17 protein-coding genes are annotated in these 18,419 nt (G+C 70.9%); 9 read left to right on the top strand and 8 right to left on the bottom strand.

What is annotated here, in order from left to right; translation table 11 throughout:
• Window positions 1-143: 143 nt before the first annotated feature.
• Complete coding sequence (locus AB0H78_RS09110; RefSeq protein ID WP_363233621.1) at window positions 144-1,433, top strand: citrate synthase; 1,290 nt, start codon at window positions 144-146, stop codon at window positions 1,431-1,433.
• Window positions 1,434-1,822: 389 nt separating this feature from the next.
• Here the strand turns inward: AB0H78_RS09110 and AB0H78_RS09105 are convergent, their stop codons facing one another.
• From AB0H78_RS09105 to AB0H78_RS09095, 3 genes are all read right to left on the bottom strand, one after another.
• Window positions 1,823-3,943, bottom strand: coding sequence for a heavy metal translocating P-type ATPase (locus AB0H78_RS09105; protein ID WP_363234084.1), 2,121 nt, complete (start codon window positions 3,941-3,943; stop codon window positions 1,823-1,825).
• Window positions 3,944-4,081: 138 nt separating this feature from the next.
• Entirely contained in the window at window positions 4,082-4,396 is a 315-nt protein-coding gene (locus AB0H78_RS09100) for a cation transporter (protein WP_363233620.1), read from the bottom strand.
• A 93-nt stretch (window positions 4,397-4,489) separates the two neighbouring features.
• A complete protein-coding gene (locus tag AB0H78_RS09095; RefSeq protein ID WP_363233619.1) occupies window positions 4,490-5,392 on the bottom strand; it encodes a PrsW family intramembrane metalloprotease in 903 nt (300 codons plus the stop codon).
• Window positions 5,393-5,447: 55 nt separating this feature from the next.
• Between AB0H78_RS09095 and AB0H78_RS09090 the strand changes: the two genes are divergently transcribed.
• Window positions 5,448-6,662, top strand: coding sequence for a cation:proton antiporter (locus tag AB0H78_RS09090; protein ID WP_363233618.1), 1,215 nt, complete (start codon window positions 5,448-5,450; stop codon window positions 6,660-6,662).
• 28 nt (window positions 6,663-6,690) lie between these two features.
• Window positions 6,691-7,737 (top strand): zinc-dependent alcohol dehydrogenase family protein, encoded by a 1,047-nt coding sequence (locus AB0H78_RS09085; protein WP_363234083.1) that lies wholly within the window; start codon window positions 6,691-6,693, stop codon window positions 7,735-7,737.
• Window positions 7,738-7,789: 52 nt separating this feature from the next.
• Here the strand turns inward: AB0H78_RS09085 and AB0H78_RS09080 are convergent, their stop codons facing one another.
• From AB0H78_RS09080 to AB0H78_RS09070, 3 genes are all read right to left on the bottom strand, one after another.
• Window positions 7,790-7,993: a MerR family transcriptional regulator gene (locus AB0H78_RS09080; protein WP_363233617.1), complete on the bottom strand. Its 204-nt coding sequence runs from the start codon at window positions 7,991-7,993 to the stop codon at window positions 7,790-7,792.
• A 281-nt stretch (window positions 7,994-8,274) separates the two neighbouring features.
• A complete protein-coding gene (locus AB0H78_RS09075) occupies window positions 8,275-8,616 on the bottom strand; it encodes a peptidoglycan-binding protein (RefSeq protein WP_363233616.1) in 342 nt (113 codons plus the stop codon).
• 46 nt (window positions 8,617-8,662) lie between these two features.
• Window positions 8,663-9,559 (bottom strand): sugar phosphate isomerase/epimerase, encoded by an 897-nt coding sequence (locus AB0H78_RS09070; RefSeq protein WP_363233615.1) that lies wholly within the window; start codon window positions 9,557-9,559, stop codon window positions 8,663-8,665.
• 158 nt (window positions 9,560-9,717) lie between these two features.
• Between AB0H78_RS09070 and AB0H78_RS09065 the strand changes: the two genes are divergently transcribed.
• From AB0H78_RS09065 to AB0H78_RS09045, 5 genes are read left to right on the top strand one after another with little or no spacing between them, the layout of a single operon-like run.
• Complete coding sequence (locus tag AB0H78_RS09065) at window positions 9,718-10,926, top strand: 5-dehydro-2-deoxygluconokinase (RefSeq protein WP_363234082.1); 1,209 nt, start codon at window positions 9,718-9,720, stop codon at window positions 10,924-10,926.
• Complete coding sequence (locus AB0H78_RS09060; protein ID WP_363233614.1) at window positions 10,923-11,804, top strand: deoxyribose-phosphate aldolase; 882 nt, start codon at window positions 10,923-10,925, stop codon at window positions 11,802-11,804. The genes AB0H78_RS09065 and AB0H78_RS09060 overlap by 4 nt, the downstream gene beginning before the upstream one ends.
• A 26-nt stretch (window positions 11,805-11,830) precedes the next feature.
• Window positions 11,831-12,643, top strand: coding sequence for a 5-deoxy-glucuronate isomerase (gene iolB / locus AB0H78_RS09055; RefSeq protein ID WP_363233613.1), 813 nt, complete (start codon window positions 11,831-11,833; stop codon window positions 12,641-12,643).
• The gene (iolD, locus tag AB0H78_RS09050) at window positions 12,640-14,478 is read left to right on the top strand and encodes a 3D-(3,5/4)-trihydroxycyclohexane-1,2-dione acylhydrolase (decyclizing) (protein WP_363233612.1); all 1,839 of its coding nucleotides are present in this window, start codon (window positions 12,640-12,642) and stop codon (window positions 14,476-14,478) included. Before iolB ends, iolD begins: the two co-directional genes overlap by 4 nt.
• Window positions 14,479-14,501: 23 nt before the next feature.
• Window positions 14,502-16,007, top strand: a complete 1,506-nt coding sequence (locus AB0H78_RS09045; protein WP_363233611.1) for a CoA-acylating methylmalonate-semialdehyde dehydrogenase — start codon at window positions 14,502-14,504, stop codon at window positions 16,005-16,007.
• A 46-nt stretch (window positions 16,008-16,053) separates the two neighbouring features.
• Here the strand turns inward: AB0H78_RS09045 and AB0H78_RS09040 are convergent, their stop codons facing one another.
• Window positions 16,054-16,767, bottom strand: coding sequence for a hypothetical protein (locus tag AB0H78_RS09040; protein ID WP_363233610.1), 714 nt, complete (start codon window positions 16,765-16,767; stop codon window positions 16,054-16,056).
• Window positions 16,768-16,843: 76 nt separating this feature from the next.
• Between AB0H78_RS09040 and AB0H78_RS09035 the strand changes: the two genes are divergently transcribed.
• On the top strand, window positions 16,844-17,731 hold the full coding sequence (locus tag AB0H78_RS09035; protein WP_363233609.1) for a LysR family transcriptional regulator: 888 nt from the start codon (window positions 16,844-16,846) through the stop codon (window positions 17,729-17,731).
• On the opposite strand, the gene AB0H78_RS09030 is transcribed toward AB0H78_RS09035, so the two are convergent.
• Window positions 17,712-18,392, bottom strand: coding sequence for a hypothetical protein (locus AB0H78_RS09030; protein ID WP_363233608.1), 681 nt, complete (start codon window positions 18,390-18,392; stop codon window positions 17,712-17,714). The genes AB0H78_RS09035 and AB0H78_RS09030 overlap by 20 nt on opposite strands.
• Between the last annotated feature and the right edge of the window lie 27 nt (window positions 18,393-18,419).

Below are 18,419 nucleotides of genomic sequence, written 5' to 3'. Positions count from 1 at the left end.
GGCAGGATGAGCAGGTTGGCGGCACTGAGTGCCGCTAATTAGCCCAATGGGCGACCCCGAGTGCACTCTGCTGAGCCAAGTGGGGGATGGTAGAGACAGTCAGGGCACCTCGAAGAAGAGGCACTACGTCGGTGAGGGATGACGTGAGCGACAACTCTGTAGTACTGCGGTACGGCGATGGCGAGTACACCTACCCGGTGATCGACAGCACCGTCGGCGACACCGGCTTCGACATCGGGAAGCTCCGGGCCCAGACCGGTCTGGTGACCCTCGATAGCGGATATGGCAATACCGCCGCCTATAAATCCGCCATTACCTACCTCGACGGCGAGCAGGGCATCCTGCGCTACCGCGGGTACCCCATCGAGCAGCTCGCCGAGCAGAGCAGCTTCCTGGAGACGGCTTATCTGCTCATCAATGGTGAGCTTCCGAAGGTCGACGAGCTGTCGACCTTCAAGAACGAGATCACCCAGCACACGCTGCTGCACGAGGACGTCAAGCGGTTCTTCGACGGCTTCCCGCGTGATGCGCACCCGATGGCCATGCTGTCCTCGGTCGTGTCCGCGCTGTCCACGTTCTACCAGGACAGCCACAACCCGTTCGACGAGCAGCAGCGCCACCTCTCGACGATCCGGCTGCTCGCCAAGCTGCCGACGATCGCCGCGTACGCGTACAAGAAGTCGATCGGGCACCCCTTCGTCTACCCGCGCAACGACCTGGGTTACGTCGAGAACTTCCTGCGCATGACCTTCTCGGTCCCGGCCCAGGAGTACGTGCCGGACCCGGTCGTCGTCTCGGCGCTCGAGAAGCTGCTCATCCTGCACGCGGACCACGAGCAGAACTGCTCGACCTCCACCGTGCGTCTGGTCGGCTCCTCGCAGGCGAACATGTTCGCCTCGATCTCCGCCGGCATCAGCGCCCTGTGGGGCCCCCTGCACGGCGGCGCCAACGCGTCCGTGCTGGAGATGCTGGAGGCCATCCAGGCCGACGGCGGCGACGTGGACTCCTTCATCAACAAGGTGAAGAACAAGGAGGACGGCGTCCGGCTCATGGGCTTCGGCCACCGGGTCTACAAGAGCTTCGACCCGCGCGCGAAGATCATCAAGGCTGCCGCGCACGACGTCCTCTCGGCCCTCGGCAAGTCCGACGAGCTGCTGGACATCGCGCTCAAGCTGGAGGAGCACGCGCTCTCCGACGAGTACTTCGTCTCGCGCAACCTCTACCCGAACGTCGACTTCTACACGGGTCTGATCTACCGGGCGATGGGCTTCCCGACCGAGATGTTCACCGTGCTCTTCGCGATCGGCCGGCTCCCCGGCTGGATCGCCCAGTGGCACGAGATGATCAAGGAGCCGGGTTCGCGCATCGGCCGCCCGCGCCAGATCTACACGGGCGAGGTCCTGCGGGAGTTCGTCCCGGTCGAAGGCCGCTGAACAGCTAGCTGACTACGGCTCGCCCCGGGGCGAGCGCAGTAAGCGGAAAGCGCCCCGCCGCCGATCCCCCCACGGGTCGACGATCGGGGCGCTTCCCATTCCCCCGGTCGGATTCCCCCCACGGGATCCGGGCCGGGCGTCTGCTGGCTGCAGCCGGTCTCTGTGTGCGGTCTGCCGGGGTACGCACCGTGCGGGAGGGCCGCTCAAGCTCCCCGCCGGACGTGCCCCGGCCTACGCATTGCCTGGAACGTCCCCCAAGACATTCCACGGACGTCCCCCAAGACATCCTTGGCATCGCCCACTAAGACTCACGAGGGGGCCCAATGGTTACCCCCAATTATGTGTGATCCACGTCTCATTCGTGTGCGAGCTGTGAAGCCGCGCGTGCACTACGTGAAGGATCGCAGCCTGAGGCTGTTGGTGACAACGAATACGGACGAGAAAGCCATGGCGGCTCCCGCGATCATGGGATCGAGCAGACCCGCGGCGGCCAGCGGAAGCGCCGCCACGTTGTAGCCGAAGGCCCAGAAGAGATTGCCCTTGATCGTGGCGAGGGTCCTGCGCGACAGGCGGATCGCATCGGCGGCGGTGCGCAGATCTCCCCGTACGAGCGTGAGGTCGCCCGCCTCGATGGCCGCGTCCGTGCCCGTCCCCATCGCCAGGCCCAGATCGGCGGTGGCCAGCGCGGCCGCGTCGTTGACGCCGTCGCCGACCATCGCCACCGTCCGGCCGCCGGCCTGCAGTTGAGCGACGACGGCGGCCTTCTCCTCCGGCAGGACCTCGGCGTGGACGTCCTCGGGGGCGATCCCGACCTCGGCCGCCACCGCCTCGGCGACCGCACGGCCGTCCCCGGTCAGCAGGACCGGCCGCAGCCCCAGGCCGCGCAGGTTCCGTACGGCCTCCGCACTGGTCTCCTTCACCGTGTCAGCGACGGCCAGGACTCCGCGGGGCTTCCCGTCCCAGGCGACGTACACGGCCGTACGCCCCTCGGCCGGCGCCTGCGGCACCTCGATGCCCGCCTCCACCAGCAACCGACCGCGCCCGGCCAGCACTTCGTGCCCCTCCACCGTGCCGTGCACGCCGAGCCCGGGGACGTTCGTGAAGCCGGTCACCGCAGGCAGGCTGCCGGTCCGTTCCTGGGCGGCCGCCGCGACGGCGCGGGCGACCGGGTGCTCCGAGGCGTGCTCCAGGGCCCCGGCCAGCCGCAGCAATCGCGTCTCGTCCGTTCCCAGTACGGGATGTACGGCGACCAGCGCCATCCGCCCGGTGGTCACGGTCCCCGTCTTGTCGAGTACGACGGTGTCCACGCGCCGGGTCGACTCCAGGACCTCGGGACCCTTGATCAGGATGCCGAGTTGGGCGCCCCGGCCGGTCCCGACCATGAGGGCGGTCGGAGTGGCGAGGCCCAGGGCGCAGGGGCAGGCGATGATCAGGACCGCCACGGCGGCGGTGAAGGCGTCCGTCCCGCTCCCGCCCGCCAGCAGCCAGCCCGCGAGCGTGCCCGCCGCGATCACCAGGACCACGGGCACGAAGACGGCGGCGATACGGTCGGCGAGCCGCTGCACCTGCGCCTTGCCGTTCTGCGCGTCCTCCACCAGCTGCGCCATCCGCGCCAGTTGGGTGTCGGCGCCGATCCGGGTCGCCTCGACGACCAGGCGGCCCGACACATTGACCGTCGCCCCGGTGACAAGGTCCCCGGCACCGACGTCCACCGGCACCGATTCCCCGGTCAGCAGGGCGGCGTCCACGGCCGAACTGCCCTCGACGACCCGCCCGTCGGTGGCGATCTTCTCCCCGGGCCGTACGACGAAGCGGTCGCCGACGGAGAGGCGGCCGGCCGGAATCCGTACCTCCGTACTCCCGTGAAGGACCGCCACGTCCTTGGCGCCCAGTTCCAGGAGCGAGCGCAGGGCGGCGCCCGCCTTCCGCTTGGACCGGGCCTCCAGATAGCGCCCGAGCAGGATGAAGGTCACGACCCCGGAGGCGACTTCGAGGTAGATGTCCATGGATCCACTGATGAACAGCGCCCACAGGGACCAGCTGAAGGCGGCCAGTGTGCCCACCGAGACCAGGGTGTCCATGGTCGCGGCGCCGTGCCTGAGGTTGGTCCAGGCGGCCCGGTGGAAGGGGAGGCCGCCCCAGACGACGACGGGGGCGGCGAGGGTCAGCGCGAGCCACTGCCAGTTGTCGAAATGGAGGCCCGGGACCATAGAGATCAGGACGACGGGCAGCGCGAGCACGGCGCACACGAGGAGCCGCTGACGCAGCGCGGCAAGCTCGGGATCGGGGGTGGTCTCACCGGCTGCCGCGTCCTCGGATGAGGCGTCCACGGGTGCCGGGACCTCGGCCGTGTACCCGGTCTTCACGACCGTGGCGATCAGATCGGCCACCTCGACCCCGTCGCCGAAGGCGACCCTGGCCTTCTCCGTGGCGTAGTTGACGGTGGCCTCGACCCCGTCCATGCGGTTGAGCTTCTTCTCGATGCGGGCCGCGCACGAGGCGCAGGTCATCCCGCCGACGACGAGCTCGACCTGCGGGACCTGAGGCGTTTCCACTGACGTGCTCCAAAACGAGACCGGGCCGTACACCACCAGTATGGAACTGGTCGGGTACGGCCCGGAGGGTCGGTGCGGTGTTGCGCTGGTGCGTCAGACCCGGCCCACGAGCTCGTATCCCGCCTCGTCGACCGCCGCGCGCACGGCCTCCTCGTCCAGCGGGGCCTTGGAGACCACGGTCACCTGGCCCGTCGAGGCCACGGCCTTCACCGAGCTCACCCCGGGAAGCTCCGAGATCTCGCCGGAGACGGCACCCTCGCAGTGGCCGCAGGTCATGCCGGTCACCTGGTAGACGGCGGTGACCGCGCCCACCTCGACCTCGGCGGAACCGGAGGGGCCACAAGATCCGCCGCCGCAGCAGGAACCGGCGGTCGGGGCAGTCTGAGGGATCTCGGTCTCGGCGGTCATCTCGTTCTCCTCTTCAGGGATGTACGTACCCATGGTGCGCCAGTGGTCCTGCGGTAGGTCCCGCGACCCCCTGACACCCGCCACACTATACCCCTAGGGGGTATCGCGTCGAGACAGCGACCGCAGCCAGAGCAGCGCGAGGGCCGTGATCACGACGAGCCCGCCCACCGAGAAGAGCGTGAACAGGTGCTTCTGCTCGTCCGTCGGCGTGGGGATGTAGCCGAGCGCGAAGAGCTGCCGGTCCCAGCTGCTCGCGGTGATCTTCGCGACCAGCCAGATCGCGATGCCGTGCATCGAGTCCCACAGCGCGTGCAGGACCGCGACGCCGACATACGTCACAACGACCGGACCGGTGAAGCGGAAGCGCCCATCCGGCTTGCGGAAGGCGAGCAGCACCCCGCCCGCGATCGCCGTCCACAGGCCGTGCCCGAAGGGTGCGAGCAGTCCGCGCAGGATTTCCGTCTCCAGGAGCGAGCGCAGATCGATGCCGCGCATGGTGACCGCAGCGTTGAAGGCGTACCCCGCGCTCTCGAAGGCCGCGAAGCCGAAGCCGACGGTCGCACCGAGCACCAGGCCGGCCCGCATTCCGTGGACCCTCGGATAGCGCCGCAGCACGAACATCAGGGCGAGAAGCTTCACCGCCTCCTCGATCAGCCCGACGCCGAGGAACATCCAGGCCGACGGGTGGAGCAGGTAGTACTCCATGACCGAGGCGCCCAGCACCCCGAGGATGCCGCCGGTGACGAAGCAGCCGAGGAGCAGGTTCACGCCGAAGTCGGAGCCGTGGCGCTCGTATGCCCAGAGCACGAAGACGGTCGGCGTCAGGAACGAGCCGAGCAGGATGAGGGTCGGGAGCAGGGTCGTGTTCTGGGTCGCGTACGTGACGATCGCTGTCAGCACCCAGAGTGCGAGTCCGCCCCACAGGCAGCGCTTCCACAGACCGGGCCGTACCTGAGGCGCTGCTGACGGACCGCCGGGATCGATGTGCTGCGTCACGCGGATTCCCTCCACTATGGGCCAACTTGTCCGGAGCCTATGATAAATACCCCATATGTCGCATACGGGGACGCTGGTCCTGATCATGTCCATCGCCGTGCTCGCACCGCTCCTCGCCTACGGGGTGGGCCGCTGGCTGCCCGTGCCGCTCGTCATCTTCGAGATCCTGCTCGGCATCGCGATCGGCCCCGACGTCCTGAACTGGGCCCACACGGACGCGGCGACCGACGGACTCTCCGAACTCGGCCTGGCGATGCTGATCTTCCTGGCCGGTTACGAGATCGAGTTCGACAAGGTCCGCGGCGACACGCTGAAACGGGCGGGCTGGGCCTGGGTCATCGCGCTCGTACTCGGCCTGACGATCGGCGTGCTGCTCTCGAGCGGCGGCTTCAGCAAGGGCGTCTACATCGGCACCGCGCTGACCAGCACCGCACTGGGCACCGTGCTGCCCGTACTGCGCGACTCCGGCGATCTGCACAGCCGCTTCGGCTCGGTGATGATGGCGGTCGGCGCGGTGGGGGAGTTCGGGCCGATCATCGCGATGGCGCTCCTGCTCAGCGGCCGCAACCCCGGCGAATCGACCGCCCTGCTCGCCGCCTTCGCCGCGCTGACGGCGGGTGCGGTCTTCTGGGCGATGCGGCCCAAGGCCCCCTGGTTCGCGAGCGTGATCGCCAAGACCCTCCACTCCAGCGGCCAGTTCGCGGTCCGCTTCGTGGTGCTGGTGCTCGCGGCGATGCTGGGACTCTCCCAGGCGCTCGGTCTCGACGTCCTGCTCGGCGCCTTCGCGGCCGGGATGGTCACCCGCCTCGTCCTGCACGGCGCGGTCCCCGAGAGCAGCGGGGAGATCCTGGAGAAGGTCGAGGCGATGGGCTTCGGCTTCCTCGTACCGATCTTCTTCATCGTCACCGGGATCGAGTTCGACCTGCGCGCGCTGCTCGACGGCGGCCGTGCGCTGATCCTGCTGCCCGTGTTCCTGGTGCTGTTCCTCGTCGTACGGGGCGGACCGATCTGGTTCCTCGCCCCGCGCGACCTGAGCCGCAAGGACCGCAAGGCGCTCACCCTCTTCGGCTCGACCGCGCTGCCGCTGGTCGTGGCGATCACCACGATCGGCGTCGAGGACAAGGTCCTTGACGCGGGCGAGGCGGCGGCGCTCGTCGGGGCGGGCATGGTCTCCGTACTGGTGTTCCCGCTGATCGCGCTCAGGATCCGGGCGGGGAGGGGCGCGAGGACGATGCCCAACGGGCCGATCCAGGGCGCGGAATCCTGGTGAACGGCCTGGTGAGTACGGTGTCGGGATGATGCGCGCAGTGGTCTACGAGCAGTACGGACAGCCCGCCGCGGTACGGGATGTCCCCGATCCCGAGCCCTCGCGCCACGGCGCCGTGATCCGCGTCGAGGCGACGGGGCTGTGCCGCAGCGACTGGCACGGCTGGATGGGCCACGACCCGGACATCACGCTGCCGCACGTCCCCGGCCATGAACTCGCCGGTGTCGTCGAGTCGGTGGGCTCCGAGGTCGCCAACTGGCTGCCCGGCGACCGGATCACCGTCCCCTTCGTCTGCGCCTGCGGCCGCTGCGCGTCCTGCGCCGCAGGGGATCACCAGATCTGTGAGCGCCAGACGCAGCCGGGCTTCACCCACTGGGGTTCCTTCGCCCAGTACGTGGCCCTGGACAACGCCGACATCAATCTCATCGCGCTCCCCGACGACCTCGCGTACGCCACAGCGGCGGGCCTCGGCTGCCGCTTCGCGACGGCGTTCCGGGCGGTGGTCGCGCAGGGGCGCGTCGCCCCCGGCGAGTGGGTGGCGGTCCATGGCTGCGGCGGGGTCGGCCTCTCCGCGGTCATGATCGCGGCGGCCTCCGGCGCGCGGGTGGTGGCGGTGGACGTGGCGCCGGGGGCGCTGGAGCTGGCGCGGCGGTTCGGGGCGGTGGAGTGCGTACTGGCCGAGGGTGGCGATACGGCGTCCTCGGTACGGGAGTTGACCGGCGGCGGAGCCCATCTCTCGCTGGACGCGCTGGGCTCTGCGCGTACCTGCGCGGCCTCTGTCGGCAGCCTGCGCAGGCGAGGCCGCCACGTCCAGGTCGGCCTGCTGCCGTCGGCCGCGGGGGACCCGGTGATCCCCATGGAACGGGTGATCGGCTGGGAGCTGGAGCTGCTCGGCAGCCATGGGATGGCGGCGCACGCGTACGCCCCGATGATGGCGATGGTCGCCTCCGGCGCCCTGCGCCCCGACCTGCTGGTCACCTCGGTGATCGGCCTGGACGAGGCCCCCGCCGCCCTCTCGGCGATGGGGACGGCGCGTGGCGGCGCGGGCGGTGTGACGGTCGTCGAACCCCAGCGCTGAACCCGCAGGGCCTGCACCGGCGTTACGCCGGTGCAGGCCCCGGGCGGCCGGATCAGTACTTGTCCCTGCTGCCTCTCGTGCCCGGCCGGCGGGCCTGCCAGGCGCGGATCGTGTCCGCGAACCAGTACGGCTTTCCGTTCTCCACGAGGTCGGGCGGCGGGAGCAGTCCGTGCTTGCGGTACGAGCGCACCGTGTCCGGCTGCACCCGGATGTGAGCTGCAATCTCCTTGTAGGACCAGAGCCTTCGGTCGGTCATGCGGGCACCTCCCTGCGTACGCCGCGACGTCGGCCTGGGGGCCGGCGGGGGAGTCGCGGCACGGACGCTGGCGATCACTCAGCCTGTGCCCGGTGAACGACGGAGAGTGAGGTCGGAGGTATGGCTGTCGATCTCCTGTGACGGAAAGCCCGCGTAATGGAGACATGCGTGACGGGAGGGTAACTGCTGTGACACATGCGTCACATGGGGTGTTGTACGACAAAAGGGAAAGAGCCGGATCCGGGCCGTGCGGCCCTGATCCGGCTCCTGGGGTGGGGTGGTTACGCGTACCAGAGCGCGTTCCAGGTGAGCGCCCCCACCATGCCGTCCGCGGCCAGCGGCGGATGGTCGCGCTGGAAGCGCTCGACGGCCGCCAGGGTCCGGTCGCCGAAGATCCCGTCGACCGCCTTCCAGGGGAGGTAGCGCCGGTTGGCGAGCATGCACTGGATCTGCGACACCCTCTCGCCGCGCTGCCCGTACACGGTGAGCGCGTCACCGTCGTAGAAGGCGCAGGCGGCTGCGGTGTCGGCGGTGGGCACCTGCTCGCCGGCGTGGGCGGTGGTGGACATCAGGGCGAGTACGGCCGCGGCGGTGACGGCGGCCGCTGTCCATTGCGTACGCATGAAGATGTGCTGCTCCTCGTTGTCGACTCAGAGTTCGAACAACAGGTCAAACTCCGCAGGAGCGCAGGAAGGCACGGGTGCGGCGGGCGATGGGGAGCGGGCGGTCGGGCGGGCAGGGGTACATGTCCTGCTCGACGACGGCGAAGAGGCCGCCCTCGCGGTCCAGCGCGCGGGCGGCGGCCAGAACCGGTTCCAGGGCGGGGATGCCGTTCGGGGGTTCGCACATGACGCCCTGGGCGACGGCGGGGCCGAACGGGGTCTCGTGCGCGCGCACTTGGGCGAGGACGGCCGGGTCCACCTGCTTGAGGTGGAGATAGCCGATCCGCTCCCCGTACGTCTTGATGAGCTGCACGCTGTCGCCGCCGCAGTAGGCGTAGTGGCCGGTGTCCAGGCAGAGCGAGACCAGGTCGGGGTCGGTCGCATCCAGGAAGCGGCTGACGTTCGCCTCGGTGTCGATGTGGGTGTCGGCGTGCGGGTGGACGGCGATGCGCAGGCCGAAGCGGTCCTGGACCTCGCGGCCCAGGCGGGCGGTCTGGGTGGCGAGTTGGCGCCACTGGGCGGGGGTGAGGGTGCGGTCCTCGATGACCTTGCCCGTCTTGTCGTCGCGCCAGAAGGACGGGATGACGACGAGGTGGCCGGCGCCCGTGGCCCGGGCGAGTGCGGCGACGTCCGCGACGTGTTTCCAGGTGGCGTCCCAGACGGCGGGGCCGTGGTGGAGGCCGGTGAAGACGGTTCCGGCGGATACGCGGAGGCCGCGGGCGGCGAGCTCGCCGGCCAGGCGGGCGGGGTCGGTGGGGAGGTAGCCGTAGGGGCCGAGCTCGATCCACTCGTAGCCCGCGTCCGCGACCTCGTCGAGGAAGCGGGGCCAGGGGACTTGGGCGGGGTCTTCGGGGAACCAGACCCCCCAGGAGTCGGGGGCCGAACCGATCCGGATACGCGTCATGTGGCCAGGCTGGACGGGGGGCGGGAGGGGTGTCAAGGGTTGGTCCGAATGTCCGGACATTGCGTTGACAGGGGGTGGGGGAGGGATTAGACCTGGGGGGCGGTGGCAGTCCTGGCGGCGGCGACGAGGAGGGCGTGCGGGTGTACGACCTGATCACGATGGGCCGGATCGGCGTGGATCTGTATCCGCTCCAGGTGGGTGTGGAGCTCGCGCGGGTCGAGACGTTCGGGAAGTTCCTCGGCGGCTCGGCGACGAACGTCGCGGTCGCCGCGGCGCGGCTGGGGCGCAGGGTCGCGGTGATCACCCGGACCGGGGCGGATCCGTTCGGGGAGTATCTGCGGCGGGAACTGCGGGAGTTCGGGGTGGACGACCGGTGGGTGGGGGTGGTGGACGGGCTGCCGACGCCGGTGACGTTCTGCGAGATCTTTCCGCCCGACGATTTTCCGCTGTACTTCTACCGGCAGCCGGTGGCTCCTGATCTGGTGATCGAGGAGGGGGAGCTGGACCTGGAGGCTGTGCGGGCGGCGCGGATCTTCTGGGTGACGGGGACGGGGTTGTGCGCGGAGCCCAGCCGGGGGGCGACGCTGGCTGCGATGCGGGCGAGGGGGGCGGGTGTTCACCCCCGCCGGGGCTCCGCCCCGGACCCCGGTCTCCTGAGTGAAGTTCAGCAAAATCAAGCCCGTCAAGGGGGTCCCCCCTGCTCGAACGAAGTTGAGAGCTTGGGGGAGATTGAGGACACGCGGCCGGAGGCCGCGTTCGGGGGTGCAGGGGGCGGAGCCCCCGCTCTCCGGGGCTCGGGGTCCGGGGCGGGAGCCCCCCCGCGGCGGAGCCGCAAAATGTCACAGCCGGGAAGGGGCGGGGTGGGGGAATCCGGCCCTCCGCAGGCGACCCGTAGCGCCACCGTGTTCGACCTGGACTGGCGGCCCATGTTCTGGGGCGGGGAAGACCCGCGCCCTCATTACGCCGCCGCCCTCGCCCACACCACCATCGCCATCGGCAACATCGACGAAGTCGAGATCGCGACCGGCGAGCGCGAACCCCTCGCCGCCGCCCACGCGTTGCTCGACCACGGCGTCGAACTCGCCGTCGTGAAGCAAGGACCCAAGGGCGTCCTCGCCCTCCACCGCGACGGCACCACCGTCGAAGCCCCGCCCGTCCCCGTCGAAGTCGTCAACGGCCTCGGCGCCGGCGACGCCTTCGGCGGTGCGCTCTGCCACGGCCTGCTCTCCGGCTGGGACCTGGACCGCACGGTCCGGTACGCCAACGCCGCCGGCGCCATCGTCGCATCGCGCCTCGCCTGTTCCACCGCGATGCCCTACCCGCCCGAGGTCGAGGCGCTCCTGGACGGGGGGACCCCACGGCCGTGATCTCCGTCGCCGACCTCGTCGCGATCCGCAGCCGCCACCCCGAGGCCGTCGCGGAGGCCGCGGCCCGCCGCACCCGTCGCCCGCTCCTCGGCGACAGCGGCCGGCTGATGATCGTCGCAGCCGACCACCCCGCCCGCGGCTCCCTCGCCGTCGGCGCCCGCCAACTCGCCATGGCCAACCGCCTCGACCTGCTCGAACGCCTCTGCCTCGCCCTCTCCAGACCCGGCGTCGACGGCGTGCTGGCCACCGCCGACATCCTCGACGACCTGCTCCTCCTCGGCGCCCTGGAGGGGAAGGTCGTCATGGGGTCGATGAACCGCGGCGGGCTCGCCGGAGCCTCCTTCGAGCTCGACGACCGGTTCACCGGCCACCGCCCCGAGGACCTCTCCCGCCTCGGTTTCGACGCGGGCAAGCTCCTGCTCCGTATCGACTACGAGGACCCCGGATCGCTCACCACGCTCCACTCCACCGCCCGCGCCATCGACGCCATGGCGGCCCGCAGGCTCCCCGTCTTCGTCGAGCCGTTCATCTGCCACCGGGACCGGGCGGACGGGACGCTCCGCACCGACCTCACCGCCGACGCCGTCACCCGCTCCATCGCCATCGCATCGGGGCTCGCGGGCACCTCCGCGTACACCTGGCTGAAGGTCCCCGTCACCGCCGACCCCGACGAGATGGCCCGCGTCATGGAGACCTCGACCCTGCCCGCCGTGCTGCTGGGCGGCGAGACCGGTGGCGACCAGGACGGTACGTACGAGAAATGGCGCAAGGCGCTCCAACTCCCCACAGTTCAGGGGCTGGTGGCCGGACGCTCGCTGCTCTACCCCGGTGACGGGGACGTGGCGGCGGCCGTCGACACCGCCGTCGGACTGCTCTAACTCTCTCCGCCCCACAGGAGGCGATCATGAAGGACGACCAGCTCGTCGTACGGGCGGGAAGCGCGGCCCGAGGCCCGTACGCCCTCGATATCGACCCCAAGCGGGCCGGCTGGGGCCACTCCTCGCTGCGCGTGCTCGAACTCGACGCCGGAGGTTCACATCTTCTTTCCGCGGGCGACAGCGAGTGGATCGTGCTGCCGTTGCAGGGTGGCTGTACGGTCCTCGTCGACGGGGAGATCTTCGAACTGCGGGGCAGGACAGGTGTGTTCGACGGAGTCAGCGACTTCGTGTACGTACCGCGCGACGCCCACGCCCAGATCGCCTCCGGTGCGGGAGGCCGCTTCGCCCTGGCAGGAGCGAGGTGCGGGCGACGACTCCCCGCCCGCTACGGCCCCGCGCCGGAGGTACCCGTCGAAGAGCGCGGCAGCGGCAACTGCGCGCGGCGCGTGCACAATTTCGCCGCCGCCCACAGCTTCGACTGCGACCGGCTGATCGCCGTCGAGGTCCTGACCCCCGGCGGCAACTGGTCCTCCTACCCGCCGCACAAGCACGACGAGCACCGCCCGGGCGCCGAGTCCGTACTGGAGGAGATCTACTACTACGAGTTCGAGGACGGCGGCCTCGGCTACCAGCGCGTCTCGCCCTCCCGCGAGGGCGGCACCGATCTGCTCGCCGAAGTCGCCACCGGCGACGCGGTGTTGATCCCCGACGGCTGGCACGGGCCTTCCATCGCGCCGCCGGGCCGCACCATGTACTACCTGAATGTGATGGCAGGCCCCGGCGAGCTGCGCGAGTGGCAGATCAGCTTCCACCCCGATCACGAGGAGAGGTACCGGTGAAGCTCACCACCGCGCAGGCGCTGATCAACTTCCTGGCCGCGCAGTACACCGAGCGGGACGGCGTACGGAATCGGCTCGTCGGAGCCACCTGGGGCATCTTCGGGCACGGCAATGTGGCGGGCGTCGGGCAGGCGCTGGTGGAGGCGGGGCCCGAGCTCATGCCGTACCACCAGGGCCGCAACGAGCAGGCCATGGTGCATGCGGCCGTCGGCTACGCCCGCCAGAGCGGGCGTCTGTCCGCGCACGCCGTCACCACCTCGATCGGGCCCGGCGCCACCAATCTGGTCACCGGGGCCGCCCTCGCCACCATCAACCACCTGCCGGTGCTGCTCCTGCCCGGCGACACCTTCGCGGGACGTCCGGCCGACCCGGTGCTGCAGCAGCTCGAAGTCCCTTACGCGGGCGATGTGTCGGTCAACGACTGTCTGCGGCCCGTCTCGAAGTACTTCGACCGGATCACCCGTCCCGAGGCGCTGATCCCTGCCGCGCTGGCCGCGATGCGGGTCCTGTCGGACCCGGTGGAGACGGGTGCCGTCACGCTCTGCCTGCCGCAGGACGTGCAGGCGGAGGCGTACGACTGGCCCGAGGAGTTCTTCGCGCACCGCGTCTGGCATGTGCGCAGGCCGGCCCCCGAGCCGTACGAACTGGCGGAGGCGGCCCGTGCGATCCGCGACGCCCGCCGGCCCCTGGTCGTCGCGGGCGGCGGCGTCCACCACAGCGCAGCCGAGGACGCCCTGCGCGCCTTCGCCGACGCCACCGGCATCCCGGTCGCCTCGACCCAGGCGGGCAAGGGGTCGCTGCGCCATGACCACCCCGCCGACGTCGGCGGGATCGGTCACACGGGGACGGCGACCGCGAACGGGCTCGCCCGCGAGGCCGACCTGGTGATCGGCGTCGGCACCCGCTGGTCCGACTTCACGACTGCGTCAGCGACCCTCTTCTCCGCCCCGGGCGTCCGCTTCCTCAACCTCAACATCGCGCCCTTCGACGCCCACAAGATGGCGGGGCTCACGCTGGTCGCGGACGCGCGCGCGGCGCTGGAGGCGCTGACGTCGGCGCTGGACGGACACCGGGTCGCGGCGCGGCACGCGGACGCGAAGGCGGAGTGGGAGGCACGGGTCGACGCCGCCTACGGGGGCGGGGCAGCGGACGCCCGTCCCACCCAGGCCCAAGTCCTGGGTGTGCTCGATGAGTTGGTGACGGGTGACGACATCCTCATCAACGCCGCGGGCTCCCTCCCCGGCGACCTCCACAAGCTCTGGCGCACCCGCTCCCGCGACCAGTACCACGTCGAGTACGGCTACTCCTGCATGGGCTACGAGATCCCCGCCGCGATCGGCGTCCAGCTCGCGGCGCCCGGGCGGCCGGTGTGGGCGCTGGTCGGCGATGGTACGTATCTGATGAACCCGACCGAAATCGTCACGGCCGTCCAGGAGGGGCTCCCCATCAAGATCGTCATCCTGCAGAACCACGGATACGCCTCCATCGGCGGCCTCTCGGAGTCGGTCGGAGCGGAGCGCCTGGGCACGGCGTATCGCTATGCGACCGGCGATCCGCTCCCCGTCGACCTGGCGGCCAACGCGGCCTCCCTGGGCATGTCCGTACTACGCGCGAAGACCCGCGACGACCTGCGCGAAGCCCTGGCCACGGCTCGGGCGGCCGACGTTCCCACATGTGTCTACGTGGAGACCGAAACGGCAGACACAGTGTCGGGCCCGCCCCCTGCCCAGGCGTGGTGGGATGTGCCCGTGGCCGAGACCGCGACCCGCCCGTCGGCGGTCAAGGCCCGGGAGGAGTACGACAGGCAAGTCGCCGCCCGACGCCGCCATCTCTAAAAGGTACTGAGGAGCAAGTCATCATGACGACGAAGACCGTCAACCACTGGATCGGTGGCAAGGCCGTCGAGGGCACGTCGGGCAACTGGGGTCCGGTCACCGACCCGGCGACCGGCGAGGTGACCACGCAGGTCGCGCTCGCCTCGGTCGAGGAGGTCGACGCGGCGGTCGCCACGGCGAAGGCCGCGTACGCGACCTGGGGCACAGCCTCCCTCGCGGCCCGCACCGCGGTGCTCTTCCGGTACCGCGCGCTGCTCGACGCCAACCGCGACGCGATCGCCGAGCTGATCACCGCCGAGCACGGCAAGGTCCACTCGGACGCGCTGGGCGAGGTGGCCCGCGGCCTGGAGATCGTCGAGCTGGCCTGCGGTATCACCACCCAGCTCAAGGGCGAGCTCTCCACCCAGGTCTCCAGCCGGGTCGACGTGTCGTCGATCCGCCAGTCGCTCGGTGTCGTCGCGGGCATCACGCCCTTCAACTTCCCCGCGATGGTGCCGATGTGGATGTTCCCCATCGCCATCGCGTGCGGCAACACCTTCGTGCTGAAGCCGAGCGAGAAGGACCCCTCGGCCGCGGTCAAGCTGGCCGAGCTGGCGTCCGAGGCGGGCCTGCCGGACGGCGTCCTGAACGTCCTGCACGGCGACAAGGTCGCGGTCGACGCGCTCCTCGCCCACCCGGACATCGCCGCCGTCTCCTTCGTCGGCTCGACGCCGATCGCCCGCCACATCCACACCACTGCCTCGGCGAACGGCAAGCGCGTCCAGGCACTCGGCGGCGCCAAGAACCACATGCTGGTCCTCCCCGACGCGGACCTGGACGCGGCGGCGGACGCCGCGGTCTCGGCTGCGTACGGCTCGGCGGGCGAGCGCTGCATGGCGATCTCCGCGGTCGTGGCGGTCGGCTCGATCGCGGACGACCTCGTGGCCCGGATCAAGGAGCGCGCCGAGAAGATCAAGATCGGCCCCGGCAACGACCCGGCCTCCGAGATGGGCCCGCTGATCACGGCCGCCCACCGCGACAAGGTGGCCTCGTACGTGAAGGGCGCGGCGGCCCAGGGCTCCGAAGTCGTCCTGGACGGCTCGGACTTCACGGTCGAGGGCCACGAGAAGGGCCACTGGATCGGCCTCTCGCTCCTGGACCACGTACCGACGGACTCGGACGCGTACCGTGACGAGATCTTCGGCCCGGTGCTGTGCGTACTGCGCACGGAGACCTACGAGGAGGGTGTCGCCCTCATCAACGCCTCCCCGTTCGGCAACGGCACCGCGATCTTCACGCGGGACGGCGGCGCGGCCCGCCGCTTCCAGCTGGAGATCGAGGCCGGCATGGTCGGCGTGAACGTCCCGATCCCGGTCCCGGTGGGCTACCACTCCTTCGGCGGCTGGAAGGACTCGCTCTTCGGCGACCACCACATCTACGGCAACGACGGCGTGCACTTCTACACGCGCGGCAAGGTCGTCACCACCCGCTGGCCGGACCCGGCGGATGCGGCGACCGGAGTGGACCTGGGCTTCCCGCGCAACCACTGACCGCTGCGTGTTGCCTGAGCCCCCTGACCTGCAAGGGTCCGGGGGCTCACGCGTGTTCGGCCGCCGCACGCGCCCAGCCGCGGATCAGCGGATGCGCCCGCGTGCCGTTCCCTGCGAGCTCCGGCTGGAACAGTGTGGCCAGGTAGAAGGGGTGGCCGGGGAGTTCGGCGATGCGGACCTCGCCGTCCCTGTCCCTGCCGGTGAAGCGCAGGCCGTGCTCGCGGAGCGTGTCCAGGTGGAGCGGGTTGGGCCCGTACGCGCAGTGGAATCGCTCCAAACTCTGCTCTGTGCCCAGGAGTTCACCGGCCAGCGAGCCGGCCGTGAGCCGGATCGTCCCCTCATGGCCGACGAGTGAGCAGGCCAGCGGGACGACGACCTGGTCCTCGGCGTCCGGGTCGTTCTCGGCGTGGCCGGCCTCGGTGAGGCCGCAGACGGTGCGGGCGTACTCCAGGAGCGCGTGCTGGAAGCCCGCGCACGTACCGAGGAAAGGGATCTTGTGCTCGCGGGCCGTGCGGACGGCGGCCACCGCGCCCGCCTCGCTGCGGTACGGGCTGCCGGGCAGCAGCCAGACGGCGTCGAAGCCCTCGACGCCGCCGGTTTCCACGTCCTCGGTGGGGATCCAGTACGCGTCCAGGTCGAGCCGGTCCCGCTCGCGCAGGGCATCGAGCAGGACAGGGATGCGGGTGTGTGAGCGGACGTGGGGCGACCTGTCGCCGACGAGAGCGACGCGGGCCGGGCGATTGCGTACGGGATTCGGCATACGAGGAGCATCGCCCCGCCGCCCACATCACGTCCAACGATGATTCCTGCATGCGGCATCAGCAATACTGATGCTCATGGACACCCACCTCCTGCGCACCTTCACGGCGGTCGTGGACCACGGTTCCTTCTCCGAGGCCGCCCGCGTCCTCGGCTATACGCAGTCCGCGGTCTCCCAGCACATCGCCGCACTGGAGGCGGACCTCGCCACCCCGCTCCTCACCCGACGCCCGGTCGCCCCCACCGAGGCGGGTGCCCGGCTCCTCGAACACGCCCGTCCCCTGCTCCTGCGTCTGGACGCGGCCCGGGCGGACATGGCCCGGCTGGGTGCCGGGCCGGCGAAGACCCTGACCGTGGGCTGCACGCCGCTCGCGCTCACCGGGCGCCTGGCCGCCCTGCTGCCCTCGGGATCCACTGTGCGGATGGTGTCGCGCGCCGAGGTGGCCGGGGCGGTCATGGCAGGCGAGGCCGACCTGGGTTTCGTGGACGGAGCCGCCGCCCCGTCCGACCCGCTGCCGGTCCCGGACGCGGACGCTCTGACGACCGCGCCGGTGGCGGAGGAGCCCCTGGCGGTACTGCTCCCGGCAGGCCACCCGCTCGCCACGCGCAGCGCGGTCGGCTTGTCCGACCTGGCCGACGCGCACTGGATCGACGCCCCGGACACCGGCATCCCGCTGGCCCAACTCCGGGCCACCGCACGCGTCGACGGCTTCCGCCCGTACACGGTCATCGACGGTACGGACGTCCTCGCACTCGGCGCCCTGGTGGCGGCGGGCCACGGCCTGACGGTGCTGCCCGCCACGGTCGCGGAGGCGCTCCCCGGGACGGTCGCGATCCGGATCGTGACGCCCCGGATCGCGCATCGTACGGAAGTGCTGCACACACGGCTGGGCGAAGGCGGCCCGGCGCGCGCCCTGATCGCCGCCCTCGCCCAGCCGTGGAGGGTCAGTCCTCGGCCCGCTTGAGCCAGGTCAGCCCCAGTTCGTCGGCGGTCGCCGCGGAGATCTCCCGGAGCTCGTCGCTCTCCTCGCCCGGGCCGAGGGCTTCGGCCAACGTCCGCTGTGCCGCGGCTGCTTGGGGACGTGCCCCGCAGGCCGCGCGCAGGTTCAGCGAGCGGCGCAGGAGGGGGAGGCCGCGTGCGGGGTCGCCCTTCTCGAAGTGGAGCAGCGCGCCTTCGTGGCGTACGGCGTACGACTCCAGGAAGAGGTCCCCGTCCGCGACGGCGAGCGCCCGCGCCCGGGCCAGTCCCTCGGCGGCCGCGTCCTTGTCCTGGCGGAGGTTCTCCTGGGCCACGGACCACCAGAAGACCGCCCAGCCCGTGGGCGGCAGTGCGGCGAACACCTCGACGGGGTCGTCGCAGAGAGGCTGTGTGCCGAGACCGAACATCCGGCGGTAGTACTCCAGTTGGGCCAGGAGGAAGGCTGCGGTCCGCGGCTGCGCCTCGCTCGTTCCGTGGACGGCGGTGAGCGCCTCGTCGACGGGATCGAGCCGCCAGGTGTGCCGGTCGACGAGTATCTCGGCGCGCACGGCGGCGGTTTCGGAGGTGTAAGGAAGCAGCGCGAGTGCGGCATCCCACTGGCCGGCCCGCTGGAGTGTGCGCGCCGAGTAGGCGGCATCAAGCATCATGGTGGCTACGGTCGCAGCGGAGAGGTA

The organism is Streptomyces sp. NPDC050738, from assembly GCF_040654175.1.
GTDB lineage: Bacteria > Actinomycetota > Actinomycetes > Streptomycetales > Streptomycetaceae > Streptomyces.
This window is presented reverse-complemented; position numbering and strand designations above follow the sequence as displayed.